Genomic DNA, 15,023 nt, shown 5'->3' with positions numbered 1-15,023 from the left:
TTTTGATACCCAATTTTCAACCTGTATAAAATTTTCAATGTTCTTTCAATTTAGCCTTGACTTTTTATTTGCAGGCTTAATTTACTCTATGTAATAAGCCTTTTATTTAGCCTATTAACCTATTTTTAAGAAGATATCCTTAAAATATCAAATTGTTTTTCAGAAAAATTCTTTCGCAATATTTCATATAACATTTTTGTTATTTCACACTCAATTAACGGAACTTTATAAAAATCTCTATGCAAATCATAATTTACCATAATACATTTACAGGCCGTACACTGCTTATATTCCCTGCATTCTAAGCAATCTTGATTTTCACTATCTTTTATTTCTAATAGTTTCCTGGCTTTTTTGATATCGATTCCTTGTTGAAAATCCCCTATCTTTACATTTTCATCTACTTCTGTACAAGGAAAAAATTCCCCATATTCATTTACAAAAAGAGAATTTATACCTGCTCTACAACGGTAAAAACAACTACTATTTGCATAAGCTCTAATACGAGCTTCTATAAAATTCCAGTAAAATTTACTTCCACTACCTTTAATATCCTTATACCAATAAAATGCTTCTTTTATTTGATTCTTTAATTGTTCAATCGACTTTTCACTCCAATCTTCATATACATTTATTGAAGTTTCAAGTACACTGAATCCCATATTTTTAATAAATCTTACTGAATCGAATAATTGGTTACATGTGTTTGGACATACTACTTGTGCTATACTGACAGATACACCAGTTTCGTATTCATACTTTTTCAACTTATTTATATTTTTATAAACTGCTTCATAGCTCCCTTTACCATTTTCATAACACCTATTTCGATTATGTACTTCTTCCATCCCATCCAAGCTTATTTTTAATGCGAATTTATTTGCGATAAAATAATCCAATATATCTTCATTAAATAATATACCATTGCTTGTAATGCTAAATTTAACTTTAACTCCACACTTTTCAGCCTTCTCTTTTGCATATTCACAATATTTTTTTATACTGTCATATTTTAGCAATGGTTCACCTCCAATAAAATATATCAATAATGTTTTATCATTGGTTTTTTTAGCTTGCCTTAGTGATATATCTATAGACTTGTATCCTACATCCAATTGCATCATATCTTCATTTTTTTGCACATAACAATATCTACACTTCAAATTGCATCTTTTTGTAATCTCTAACGTTAATGTATACATTTCACATTACTCCTAGTATTCTCCATACCTATAATAAATTCTTTATTTTTAAACCTAGTTCACCAAGTTTCTCATCCCTTTCAATAAGTTCTACTTGTTTTCCTAAAATCTTTTGTCTAATAAGTATATTCTTTTTACCTAGCTCATATAATACATCTTTCAAAATAGGATATATCAGCTTCTCTTGTCTACAAATTATTTCTGCTGGGACATTAATAAATCCACTTTTTATATAATTCATATATCCACATTTCATCGAATGACACATATTTTTTACCGTACATTCCAAGCAATCTCTAAATTCTTTCCGAAATAATTCTCTAGGAAGATTTTGTGCCAATTCTATATCAATCCCGTTTTTGATATTTCCAATTTTAAATGCTTCATCGTTGGTCACATAAGCACATGGATATATATTTCCATCCGGCATTATACAAAATGATGTCAAACCAGCTCCACACATAGTAAACCCCTTATCTGATTCTGTTAATAGGCCAAACATCTTCCCATTAATCAAATCAATTGAAAGATTAGGATTATCATCAACCGTATTCAAATAATAACTCGCAATCTTTTTCATTTGTTTTCTAAATATATCCTCTTCAGTTTTTCCGAATTGCATATTAATATCTAAAACTATACTCAACTTGTCAAATCCAAGTGTCTGAAAATATATCACATTATCGTATATTTGATCTAATGTATTGTTTGCCACAGTCATTCGTATTGTATACTTCAAACCACTTTTTTTTATAAATTTTAAGTTTTGCATAATAGTAGCATAAGCACTATTACCGTCTTTTTGTAATCTATTTTTTTTATGTGTTTCCTTATTTCCATCAATACTTATCCGCACAAAAAAGTCATTTTCTTTCATCCAAGAAATCATTTCTTCGTTAAGTAATGATCCATTAGTGGTTATATAATATAGGACCTTCTTTTTACACTTTTCTTTGATATAATTTACTGCTTGGTAAATCAATTCCTTCTTTAATAAAGGTTCTCCTCCCATAAAATTCACTGCAAAAGCATCACTATCTTTATTTGATTCAAGATCAATAATAAAATCAAGAATATCTTTTAACATTTCTTTATCAAGAATAAGACATTTTGTATATTCTTCATAACAATAGGTACATTGAAAATTACATTCTGTTGTTAAATAAATAGTATACACCTTTCCCACTCACCCCTAACTAGCATTGCCTTCTTTTAATTTTATAATTTCACATTTTCCTATAACTTTCCATATATATTGTTTCAATTGCACTTTTTTTCGTCTAATTGGAATTTCACTGTCTTAACTCTTTCATACAGATGTCCCAACTTGGCACACTTCTGCGATTTACAGGAAAATCTACCCATGTTAAAATGATACTGTCAAAATTATATGTAGCGAAACGCAGCTTTCCAGGGAATGCCTCTTCTCTGGTGCAAGCTGCGTTTTTTAGTGCATGGAAAGGAGTATCACAACTAAATATGGAATAAGCGTTCCTCCGTATTGACCGGACTGAAGCTTTTATGAGGCAGGAAAACTATAAGCCAGGGCAAAGTGAAAGATCTCACTTTGCCCTCTTTTTATGAAGGAGGTTCATTTACTTGAAAAACCATGTACACAAAGAAGCCCCACCGGGCATGAAACATCATCGGAACTATGGAAAATATCTCTATACTGCCTTCCTTGTCTTTACTCTGATTGCCTGTAATGTACAACCCGTTATGGCTGCTACCATCTGGGACAAAGCTTCAGAAATCATGAAAGACGTATATAACCAGATTATCCTGATTTCCACCATTGCGGCTGTTGTAACTGCATCGGTTGCTTTGCTTTTGATGAATTTTTCCAAATCCGGAAAAACCGTGGATGAATCCAGGGCATGGCTCAAACGAATCATCATTACATGGGCTATTCTCAATGGTCTGGGATTTATCATGGCTTACATCACTCCGTTCTTTGCCGGCGGGCAGTGGAATGGATAATGCAGATAAGGAGGTGGCTCTGTCATGGGAATACTTGACGGAATTGTAGAATGGATTGCCGAACAGGTCATGAACATTCTGGATTTGATTACTACTTCTGTTCTGGGTGCACTGGGATGTTCCATGGATACTTTTCTCCGGTATTTTCCAGCAGCGGAAACAATGTACCAGATTTTTCTGGCACTGGCTATCGGACTCATCCTTTTAAACTGGGTTTGGCAGCTTTTTAAGAATTATTTTATGGGGACAGGGATTGACGCTGAAGATCCAATCAAATTATCACTGCGGACATTTATGTTCCTTTTCCTGACATTCTATGCCAAAGACATTGTGGATCTTCTATTGAATATTGCAGGAACCCCGTATAGCTGGATTCTGACTGAAGATCTTCCACCACTGGAATTTGCCAAATTCAACTCTGTGATCACAGTAATCCTGGGGGTATGTGCCAACGGTGCTGTTGCCATTGTTGCCCTCATACTGGTACTGATCCTTGCCTGGAATTACATCAAGCTGCTTTTTGAAGCTGCGGAACGTTACATACTGCTTGGAGTTCTGGTCTACACCGCACCTGTTGCGTTTTCCACGGGTGCTTCCCAGGCTACCGGAAATGTTTTTAAGAGCTGGTGCCGTATGCTCGGCGGACAGTTCTTTTTGCTTTTAATGAACGCCTGGTGTTTGCGACTGTTTACTTCCATGGTCGGAACATTCCTTGCAAACCCTTTATCACTCTAGGAAGGAGGAGATTATGAAACATAAGAAAACACTGCTCTGCAGCCTGCTATTGATTTCTTGTCTGATTCTTGTAACTTCCATGCCGGTCTTTGCCGCTGAACTTACAGAAGCAGAGGTACAGCAAGCTGTAGATGCACAGGGAAAAGAAACGGTCACCGGTAATGTCTTTATCTGGTTTCTGTGTGCCATTGCTTTTTTGAAGGTTTCTCAAAAGATTGACAGCTTTATGGCAAGTCTGGGAGTCAATGTTGGAAATACTGGTGGAAATATGATGGCTGAACTTTTAATCGCCGGAAGAGGTCTTGCAAGTTCCTTTCGAGGGCATGGAGGTGGAAGCCATAGTAGTTCCCATTCTTCCTCTCCCGGAAGCGCTGCAGTACAAAGTTCTTTCCTTTCCGGAGGATTAGCCGGAGCCGTTGGAAGGCAGACAGAGCGTTCTGCGGTAAATGCAGCCACCGGATATACCGAAGGACCAAGTATCGGAAATGCACTCTATCAGTCTTCCCTTGAAAAGGGCGGAGATTTTGCCAATAACGTTATCAGCAATATTGCTCAAGGAAACTATGGTCAAGTTGGCTCGATCAAAGGTGATGGAGCTGTTTCTGCATTTCAATCTTACATGGGAATTCAAAATGAAGATAAAACAGATCATTCCTATACCAATGTTGAAATCGGCGGCGGCAGGATAACAGGAGTTGAGTCCGGTTCCAATGGAGACAGCCGGGAATTTGCTATGTACCATGCCGATCAATATACGGCTCCTACCCAGGGAACCTATGAAACTGTTCAATCTGTAGACGGAGCTACCTGGTACAAACAGTATGCTGAAAATACGGTATCCAAAATTCCTTATGATGCTGGCGATGGAAAGATAGCCTACAACGAATCCATTGTCCAAAAGCTTCCTCCTACTCCTCCAAGAAAGGATCGGATTTAGTGATGGATACAGAACGCTCTGGACTTGACGAAGCAATGGATGTAGGCTCCAGTACCATTTCTCACCTAAAGTCCTTAAAAACAGCAGCCACTTTCTCCAAAGCAGGATATGGTGCAGCCCTTGGCGGGCCTTTTTCAGCAGCGATTGGAGCAGTCATCGCCAACCGGAATCAGTTCGCTAAAATTCTCCTTGTTATTCTCGCCATACTGCTGCTTCCGGTTTTATTTATTGTGATGCTCCCTGGTCTGATCTTTGGAAGTCTGACCGAACAAAGCGATGTGCTAAACAGCAACTCTATGATCAGTGAAAACATCCGTGCTTCCCGTGATGCCATCGTTGAAGTGTTAGAAGAAAGCCATGAAGACATTCTGGCAGAAATCCATGCAGCAATTTCCCGTCTTCCACAAGGTGATACTGCATCCATCAATGATCCCTATACATACAGCATCGCCGTCAATGCCAATCTGCTGATTTCACAATTTTGTGCCAGCCAGGATGACTATAAAAACATCAACCTAAACCAATTAAAGAAACTCATCCGTGAAAACAAAGAAGGACTTTTTTCTTATGATGTAGCAACCGAAACAGTTACCATGGAAGTTACCGTTGATGGCGGTGCAGAAGGAGAAGCCGGCACAGAACAGGGACAGGCACAAACACAGACGGTTACTTTTACCAAACACACCTATACCGTTGTTTATGCTGGGGATTCCTATTTTGCAGACCATGTATTCCATCTTACAGACAAGCAGAAAGAACTTGCCAAAAACTATGCCGAAAACCTGACTGCTTTCTTTGGTACTGCTTCTTCCGGCATAGTAGCTGCTATCAATCTTAGCGATGAGGTATTGTCCTACCGCCCTGCTGTAGAAAGAGCCGCTGCGAAATATGGTATGAGTGATTATGTAGATTTAATTCTGGCAGTCATGATGCAGGAATCTGGCGGACGAGGGCTGGATGTTATGCAAGCAGCGGAAGGTGGATTTAATACCCGCTATCCCCATGTGCCAAATGGGATTACAGATCCAGAATACTCCATTGAATGCGGAGTACAGGAATTAAAATATGCCCTCGACAAAGCCGGCTGTACCGGACCTACGGACTTAGACCGGATTAAACTGGCTCTTCAGGGTTACAACTACGGTTCTGCATACATTGACTGGGCAATGGAGCGTGACGGTGGTTATACCAAAGAAAATGCGATTGCCTACTCTGATATGATGTGTGCAAGACCAAGCTGGCCTTATGACCGGTATGGTGATAAAGAATATGTGGATCATGTCCTTCGGTATTACCAAATTACTGCCAGTGGCGGCAGCTATCCCGCAAACGGCATGCAGATTCCACACTATCTCCAGACAGACTATGGAAATATCCCCTATGGCGGTGGTTCGATTGCATCCAGCGGTTGTGGACCTACCAGTTTTGCCATGATCGCCAGTTATCTTACAGGCACTACCATTACACCTATTGATGCAATATCCTGGTGCGGAAATTCCTATTACAAACCAGGAGTCGGCACTTACTGGTCTTATTTCCAGGCAGCGTCCGATCATTTTGGGTGTGGGGCTGTCACACAGACCAGTGATCCCAACCAGGTACTTCAGGCTTTATCTGAAGGTCATCCGGTCATCAGTTCCCAAAGAGCTGGGCTTTTTACCAGTGGCGGACATTTTATTGTCCTTCGTGGTGTAACGGCTGGAGGTAAAGTATTAGTCAATGATCCCAATGACAGTTCCTCCAAAAACTACATCAACCGTGAATTCGATATGATGACGGAAGTGCATGCAACCGCAAATGCCTATTGGATCTTCGCTAAAAAATAAAGGAGACACTTATGAACAGAAAAAAAGCAATTCTGGCTATCTTTATGATGGCCTTTTTAATTATCATCGGATTTGTCTTTCCCTCCATCTGGAAATCCCAAAAAGGAAGCAAAAAATCCGAGACAGAAAATACTCAACACGATAATAATGAAAATACCGAGACAGAACAAGCAGAAAATAACGAATCCATAAGCTTTCAGGATTTTGAAGCTTTGGAAGACTTTTTCTCCAAGGAACAGGTGAAACTTTTTCAGGAAGAACTGACCTCCTATCTTAAAAACGTAAAACAGATGTCTCTAACTTCCATCCGTTTCCTTGCTGATGATACTACCTATCCCAATGCTTCTGATATTAATTTTTTATTCCAGCTTCCGGATAAGTCCGTTCTTCCTGTGTACTACACTTCCTCTACTGGAAGATTCTTTTTCGGTGAGGAACGTACCCCTGATTCTGGAAAAGAAATCATCTATGAACGTCCGACAGATGACAAACTTCCTTCCATCACAACAGAGGAAGTGGAACAGTTGCAAGAAGGTGGGTATGACGATACCTCAGTGAATTTGGAAAAAGCTGCCCCTGTCACAGAAGTTCCGGAAACTCCTTCCATGGAAGAACCAAAGGAGGTGCAGCCATGAACAATACTGAAGAACAACATCCTGTCTTCATCCCTCGCAATTTTATAGAAAAAGGGACCTTTATGGGCGGAATGTTTAAAATCCGTAATGCCATCGAAGGCGGTATCCTGGCAATCCTGATCACCATTCCTGTTGTCAATCTGCCTCTGACACTCACTGTCAGGATTATTATTCTCTGTATGACTGCTCTGCCTGCAGCTATGATTTCTCTAATTGGAATCGGTGGGGAAAGCATTACTGCGTTTTTAATGAACGCTCTGCGTTTTCTGAAAAACCGCCGGGTTATTTACCGTATGGATGTACATCCGGAGCCGAAAAAAAAGTACCGGATAAAAAAGCCCCGCAACAAAGAACCAAAAACCAGAAAACGAAAACGTCATCCAAAGCAACCTGCAGAATCTTCTTCTGAAGAGAACTGCTCACAGATGTCTTCCGAAGAGGAAACAAAAGAAACCTCTGCTATTAAAAAAAAAGAACGCCGGCAGTTTGACACTTCTACAAAACGTGGAATACGCAAACAGGCTCGTGAAGACATCCGGATTCTTAAATATGAGTCCCGACAATTAAAAAAAGAACAAACCGCTGCACGTAAAAGTGCGAAAAGGCAGGCAAAACTTGAAAAACAACAGATAAAGCAGCAACTTTCGGAGGAACGAAAAAAAGAAAGAACTGCGAATAAAGCTTCCAACCAGCCTCCTGCTTCCGGGAAAAGCAAAAAGAAAAAGCGAAAAGAAATCACCTTGGAAGATTATCTTCCTATTGATAAGATTGCCAATGGTGTTATCTACACGACAGACCATCGTTATGTAAAAATCCTGGAGATTGAACCGATCAATTTCCTCTTACGCAGTGCCAGGGAACAACAGGGGATCATCTTCAGTTTCATCTCCTACCTAAAAATCAGTCCTGTGAAACTGCAGATTAAGATGATCTCCAAAAAAGCGGATATCAACAAACATCTGGAACAGTCCCGTTTGGAAATGGAACGGGAATCAGATCCTAACTGCCGGCAGTTACAAAAAGACTATATCCAATTTGTCCGGCAGTTAAGTTCCAGAGAAGCGGTTTCCAGACGTTTTTTCCTAATCTTTGAATACGAACCTTTCAATGTGAATCGGAAGGTGGAGGAAAAGGAAATCCTGGCAGCTTTGGAAACTGCTGCACAGACCGCAAAAACCTTTCTATATCAATGCGGCAACGATGTGCTGGTTCATGACAATGAAGATGAGTTTACAACCGATGTACTCTACACTTTACTGAACCGTACCAAATGTACCGAAACACCTTTGCCAAAACGGATTAACCAGGTACTTACCCGCTATATGGAATCTGGCCGTGAGCAGGAAGTGGATAACATCCATATCAATGAATTCATTGCACCAGAGTCTTTGGACTTTAAGCACAGCAACTATGTGCTGGTAAATGGCATCTACCATTCTTACCTGCTGGTGCCGTGCGATGGTTACAAAGCAAAAGTAATGCCAGGTTGGCTGTCCCTGCTTATCAATGCTGGCGAAGGAATTGACATTGACTTTTTTCTGCATAAACAGCCCAAAGATAAGATCCAGCAACGTCTTGGACAGCAAATCCGGATCAACCGTTCAAAGATCAAAGATGCCTCTGATACCAATGCGGATTTTGATGATCTGGATTCTGCCATCCGTTCCGGCTATTTCCTCAAACAGGGACTTGCTAATAATGAAGATTTCTATTACATGAATCTTTTGATTACAATTACGGCAGGTGATCTGGAAGAACTGCAATGGCGGATTCAGGAGATGAAAAAACTTCTCATCTCACAGGATATGGATCTGCGGTCTTGTTACTTCCTGCAAGAACAGGGATTTTTATCTTCCCTTCCTCTTGTAAACCTGGATAAGAAGCTCTATGAACTCTCAAAACGAAATGTCTTAACCACCGGAGCTGCCAGTTGCTATCCTTTCGTCAGCTACAGCATTTGCGATGACAACGGCATCCTATTTGGAGTAAATAAGCATAACAACTCTTTAGTGATTGCTGATATTTTTGACTCCAAACAATATAAAAACTCCAATATTGCGATTCTTGGCACTTCTGGATCCGGAAAAACCTTTACCATGCAGACTATGGCACTTCGTATGCGGCGTAAAGGAATCCAGGTATTTATCATCGCACCGTTAAAAGGTCATGAGTTTTATCGGGCTGCCAGAAATGTAGGAGGAACCTTTATCCAGATTTCTCCTGCCAGCCAAAACTGCATCAATGTCATGGAGATCCGAAAAGTAGATAACTCTGTCAATGAGCTGCTGGACGGTCCAACTTTAGACGCATCTGCCTTAGCCAGTAAGATTCAGCGTCTGCACGTTTTCTTTTCTCTGCTCATTCCAGATATGAGCCATGAGGAAAAACAGCTTTTGGACGAAGCACTGATTAAAACCTATGCAAGAAAGGGAATCACCCATAAGAATGAATCCCTCATTGATCCCAAACACCCGGAGCATTATAAAGCGATGCCAATTCTTGGAGATGTATATGATGTTTTGATGGAAACCGAAGATACCAAACGGCTGGCTCACATCCTGAACCGTCTTGTCCATGGCTCTGCTTCCTCTTTTAACCAGCAGACCAATGTAGACCTGACCAATAAATATACTGTTTTGGACATCTCAGAGCTGACCGGCTCCAGCGATCTCTTAACGGTGGGGATGTTTGTTGCTCTGGACTATGTATGGGATAAAGCCAAAGAAAACCGTACCGAAGAAAAAGCTATTTTCGTAGATGAAGTATGGCAGCTCATCGGTGCTTCCAGTAACCGCCTGGCCGCTGAATTTGTTTTGGAGATTGCCAAGATTATCCGGGCATACTCTGGTGCCGGTATTTTTGCAACCCAGGATCTTAATGACTTTTTTGCTCTGGATGACGGAAAATATGGAAAAGGCATTATCAATAACTGTAAAACCAAAATTATTCTTAACATGGAAGATGAAGAGGCACAACGTGTAAAAACCATTCTTCGTCTTTCCGAAACCGAAGTTATGAATATCACCCATTTCCAACGTGGAAACGGACTGATTTCAACAAACAACAATAATATCACTGTGGAATTTAAAGCTTCCAACCTGGAAAAAGAATTAATTACCACAGACCGACAGGAACTCCTGGAAATCTTGAAACGCCAGGATAAAAAAGTCGGTTAATGTTACCTGCAGCCCGAATGTGGCTGCTTTTCTTTTTAACAAAGGAGGAGATTTATGTTAAAACCAGCAAAACAACCTCATATCCGGCTAACCGCCCTTTTTCTTTGTGTCACGATGTTTCTTAGCACACTCTTTTTCAATGCCCATACCGCTTATGCTGCAGATGGAACCATTGATTATAAGGCAGGAGCCAAAATTCCATACGGGGACTATTATACTTCCCGCATGAGCTTTGATGGCAATAACACGGCTTATTGCGTTGAACCATTAAAGAAAACACCGGCTTCCGGAAAGTATCCTTATAACCTTTTGGGAAAAAATTCCCCACTCAGAAAAGCTCTTTACTACTTAAACGGTGGATATGGTTATGAAAAGGTAATAAAAGATCAATATTTCCAAGGATGGTCCGATGACAATTCTTATGTCATTGGTCATCTGGTCGTTTCCTATATCCATGCAGGAAATAATGGGGACACCGGTGCTTTTCATGGTGCACCTCAAAATTATATTGACAAAGCATTGGAAGTTGCCAACGCCATTGAAGGGCTTCCTGCCCCACCAGAATCCTTCCGTGCTTTTATCGTTCCTGGCAATGCTTCCCAAACTTTTGCAGGAAGCTGGTATCAGGTTCCAAACGGCTTTATCGAACTGCAGAAATCCTCTGCCAATACCGATATTTCCGATAAAAATGGCAATTACTCTTTAGAAGGAGCCAAATACGGAATCTACAAAGGGGAAGAACTGGTAGAAACTCTTGTTACCGATAAAAAAGGATATGCAAAATCCAAAGAACTGGCAGAAGGAAGTTACACCGTTAAAGAAATCAGTGCCCCAGAAGGATTTGCTATAGATCCTTCCGCCCATAATGTTACGGTAAAAGCAGAAGGAACATCTACCGTAAAAGTAAAGGATATTCCTCAAAATAATCCCGTAAAACTGCTCCTTAAAAAGCTGGATGCTGACACACAGCAAAATTCTGCACAGGGAACCGGCTCTCTCGCCAATGCCGAATTTACAATAAAATTCTATACAGAGCAGTCAGCTACCGATCCCGGAGCAAATGGTAAGAAACCGGTTCGCACCTGGATATTGAAAACAGATGCCTCTGGAGAAATCCATTTTACAAAAGATTATTTGGTATCCGGGGATGAATTTTTCTATGCCAGTGATGGAAAGACCGTCTGCTTCCCACTGGGTACAGTAACCGTACAGGAAACCAAAGCACCTGCCGGCTATCTTCCAAACGAATCTGTTTTCGTGCAGCAAATCACCAGTACCGGTACGGAAGAAACTATCTCTATTTATAACGCTTCTTCTGTCGAAGAACAGGTCTTCCGAGGCGGCGTCAAAATTCAGAAGCGGGATCTGGAAACTCAGGGAACACAAGCACAAGGAACCGCATCGCTTGCAGATGCCGAATTTACCATTACCACTTTGAACAAACAGCCGGTATGGGTAGGTGGAAAGCTCTATGAAAATGGTCAGGCAGTACTTACAATTAAATCGGATGCACATGGTATTGCTGCAAGTGCCGCTGATGCCCTGCCCCTTGGACATTACCGGATTGAAGAAACCAAAGCGCCTTCCGGATACCTAACCGATGGTGCAAAGGCTCTTGAATTTGACATCACCCAAAATGGAGAAATCGTAGATTTAACAACAGAAGAGACTTCTGTTTCTAACCAGATTATCCGTGGCGGTGTCAAAATCCAAAAACGGGATCTGGAAACGGGAGAAGCCAAACCACAGGGAAATGCTTCTTTAAAGGATGCAGAATTTACAATCACCAATCTTGGTCCAAATCCTGTTCTTGTGGATGGAACCCTTTACGAAAAAGATCAAGTAGTTCTCACTTTGAAGACAGATGAAAAAGGGCTTGCTTCCACAAAAAAAGATACTCTCCCTTATGGACATTACCGGGGTGATGAGACAAAAGCACCGGAAGGTTATTTGAACGAGGGAAAACTCTCTCAGGAGTTTCATATCACAGAAAATGGGAAAATTTTGGATTTAACTGCAAAAGAAACAGCGATTTCCAATCAGGTAATCCGTGGCGATTTAGAATTCGTAAAGGTATCTGACGGAGATTTAAACCGGCTGGCAAATGTCCCATTTTCCATTACCTCCAAAACTACAGGAGAAAGTCATACCATTGTAACAGACAAAAATGGCTATGCCAGTACCTCCTCAGAATGGAATAAGCACACTACAAATACCAATCGTGGGGAAACTTCTGAAGACGGAATCTGGTTTGGCTCTTCTAAACCTGATGATACCAAAGGAGCCCTGATTTATGATACCTATATTTTGGAAGAACAACGCTGCGATTCCAATGAAGGTATGAACCTCTTAAAAATTGAGGTCTCTGTATATAAAAATCACGTAGTCGTGGATATGGGAACTTTAACGGATGATCAGATTACCATTGGAACTACTGCCCTTGACAAAGACAGCAACTCCCACTTTGCCAAACCAGAAGAAAAAATCACTCTGGTTGATACCGTAGAATACGAAGGCTTAAAGAAGGGACAGTCTTATAAGCTCATCGGCACACTGATGGATCAGGAATCCGGAAAGCCAATTGAAATAGATGGAAAACCTGTCACAGCAGAAACCACCTTCAAACCAAAAAAATCTTCTGGTTCTGCAAAAGTGACCTTTACGTTCAATGCCTCTTCTCTGAAGGGCAAAACAATCGTAGTATTTGAAGAACTGTACCAGGAGGATTTAAAACTGGCTGTTCATGCGGACATTACAGATCAGGATCAGACTATCTATTTCCCAGAAATCGGGACCACTGCAAAAGATAAGGAAACAGATATGAATCTTTCCCAGGCAGATAAAGAAGTTACCCTTGTAGATACGGTAGCTTACAAAAATCTTCTGCCCGGCGAAGAATATGTTATGACTGGAACCCTTATGGATAAAGAAACCGGAAAACCTGTCGAAATAGATAAGAAAGAGGTTACTGCCGAAACCACATTTACTCCTAAAGAATCCTCTGGAACGGTAGATGTGATTTTTTCTTTTGATGGGACCTCCCTTGCCGGAAAAACCGTAGTTGTTTTTGAATCTGCTACTTATGACGGCAAAGAATTTGCAACACACGCAGATCTTGAAGATAATGGGCAGACCATCTACTTCCCAGAAATCGCTACTACTGCAAAAGATAAAGCAGACGGAGATCATTTTACCAAAACCGATAAAGAGATTACCATCGTTGACACGGTTAAATATAGTAACCTAATTCCAGGAAAAGAGTATGCACTTACCGGTACCTTGATGGACAAAGAGACAAAAGAGCCTCTTCAGGCAGATGGTAAACCGATTACTGCCACTACGACCTTTACTCCTGAAGATGCCTCTGGCAGTATTGAACTTACCTTTACATTTGATGGCAGCATCCTGTCCGGCAAAACAATTGTTGTCTTTGAGTCTTTAACGTATCAGGAAAAAGAGATTGCTGTTCACGCCGATATAGAAGACCATGAACAGTCTATCTACTTCCCGGGAATTGGAACTACTGCGAAGGACAAAGCGGATGGGGATCAGGAAGCCGTTGCTACGAAAGAAGTAACCATCATTGACACCGTATCCTACCAAAATCTGATTCCGGATACTCCATACAAACTGGTCGGCACACTGATGGACAAAACAACCCAAAAGGAAGTTCTGATTGATGGAAAACCTGTCACGTCAGAAACAGAATTTACACCAAAGGATTCCAATGGTTCTGTCGAAGTCATCTTCACTTTTGATGGAAGCACATTGGCTGGTCATGATGTAGTCGTTTTTGAAAAACTTTTTTCCCTTGAAGGAGAAACAGCACTTGAAATTGCTTCCCATGAGGATCTGGACGATAAAGGACAGACGATAAAACTTACGGAAGTTCCAAAAGACACACCGGAACCTTCCAAACCAGTCAAGACTGGAGATGAAACAACCATTCTTCCTTATCTTTTACTGGCAGGTGCCGCACTCCTCTTTGCTGCCGGATTTGGTATTTTATATATCCGTAAGCGAAAAAAAGATAAGTAACTATCAATAAATATGCTCACAGGCAGCTTCTTACGGCTGCCTGCTATAAAGGTGATGAATATGGAACAATCTCGTTGTAATGCCGATGCCAAGCACATCCGGCATTTTTTAGATATTTGTGATGGAAATTGGCATTCCTGTATTTATGTTCGCTGTGTTTCCTGTAAAACCCCAGGTTATTGTAATGGCCCACACTTCTTATATCATCCAGATGAAAACGGCAGTCCTTGTGTCCTGCCCATGGCAGATGCCCGTATGCTCTTCTCCCGCATACCGGAACCAACGGAATGTCTGTCCGCCATAACACTGGAACAGTTTCAGTCCTTATATGGACTCTACTTTACCAAAGAAGCATTGAACGATAAGCCATGTCCTTGTTTTGCTTTACTGCGGCATCAGGAAGCATCCCATTATCACTGGTAAAAGGTTGCACTTTTGGCACTTTCTGCGTACAGGATAAGAAAGGAGGCGATTTTATGTTGAATTTCACTGCT

Annotated in this window: 9 protein-coding genes; 7 read left to right on the top strand and 2 right to left on the bottom strand. The window is 40.7% G+C overall.

Going from position 1 to position 15,023, the window contains the following annotated elements; all coding sequences use genetic code 11:
• Nucleotides 1–125: 125 nt before the first annotated feature.
• Nucleotides 126–1,202: a radical SAM protein gene (locus tag EAI83_RS13300; protein ID WP_118309306.1), complete on the bottom strand. Its 1,077-nt coding sequence runs from the start codon at nucleotides 1,200–1,202 to the stop codon at nucleotides 126–128.
• A gap of 28 nt (nucleotides 1,203–1,230) precedes the next feature.
• Nucleotides 1,231–2,379, bottom strand: a complete 1,149-nt coding sequence (locus EAI83_RS13295; protein ID WP_161206378.1) for a radical SAM/SPASM domain-containing protein — start codon at nucleotides 2,377–2,379, stop codon at nucleotides 1,231–1,233.
• A 422-nt stretch (nucleotides 2,380–2,801) separates the two neighbouring features.
• Between EAI83_RS13295 and EAI83_RS13290 the strand changes: the two genes are divergently transcribed.
• Genes EAI83_RS13290 through EAI83_RS13260 form a run of 7 tightly spaced genes read left to right on the top strand, consistent with a single transcriptional unit; the run spans nucleotide 2,802 to nucleotide 14,529 of the window.
• Nucleotides 2,802–3,182, top strand: a complete 381-nt coding sequence (locus EAI83_RS13290; protein ID WP_005340361.1) for a hypothetical protein — start codon at nucleotides 2,802–2,804, stop codon at nucleotides 3,180–3,182.
• 24 nt (nucleotides 3,183–3,206) lie between these two features.
• Nucleotides 3,207–3,917 carry a conjugal transfer protein TrbL family protein gene (locus tag EAI83_RS13285; protein ID WP_004223652.1) on the top strand — a complete coding sequence of 237 codons (711 nt, stop codon included), beginning with the start codon at nucleotides 3,207–3,209 and terminating at the stop codon, nucleotides 3,915–3,917.
• Nucleotides 3,918–3,930: 13 nt separating this feature from the next.
• On the top strand, nucleotides 3,931–4,854 hold the full coding sequence (locus EAI83_RS13280; RefSeq protein ID WP_015526852.1) for a hypothetical protein: 924 nt from the start codon (nucleotides 3,931–3,933) through the stop codon (nucleotides 4,852–4,854).
• A gap of 2 nt (nucleotides 4,855–4,856) precedes the next feature.
• A complete protein-coding gene (locus EAI83_RS13275; RefSeq protein WP_055151491.1) occupies nucleotides 4,857–6,680 on the top strand; it encodes a lysozyme family protein in 1,824 nt (607 codons plus the stop codon).
• Between the two features lie 11 nt (nucleotides 6,681–6,691).
• Nucleotides 6,692–7,315 (top strand): DUF5038 domain-containing protein, encoded by a 624-nt coding sequence (locus tag EAI83_RS13270; RefSeq protein WP_055151494.1) that lies wholly within the window; start codon nucleotides 6,692–6,694, stop codon nucleotides 7,313–7,315.
• The gene (locus EAI83_RS13265; RefSeq protein WP_055151497.1) at nucleotides 7,312–10,491 is read left to right on the top strand and encodes a TraG/VirB4 family ATPase; all 3,180 of its coding nucleotides are present in this window, start codon (nucleotides 7,312–7,314) and stop codon (nucleotides 10,489–10,491) included. Before EAI83_RS13270 ends, EAI83_RS13265 begins: the two co-directional genes overlap by 4 nt.
• A gap of 54 nt (nucleotides 10,492–10,545) precedes the next feature.
• Entirely contained in the window at nucleotides 10,546–14,529 is a 3,984-nt protein-coding gene (locus EAI83_RS13260; protein WP_129975682.1) for a VaFE repeat-containing surface-anchored protein, read from the top strand.
• The last annotated feature ends 494 nt before the right edge of the window (nucleotides 14,530–15,023 follow it).

The sequence above is a fragment of the Blautia sp. aa_0143 genome, from assembly GCF_004167315.1.
GTDB lineage: Bacteria > Bacillota > Clostridia > Lachnospirales > Lachnospiraceae > Blautia_A > Blautia_A fusiformis.
The sequence above is the reverse complement of the archived record's forward strand: the minus strand, read 5'-3'. Positions and strand labels throughout refer to the sequence as shown.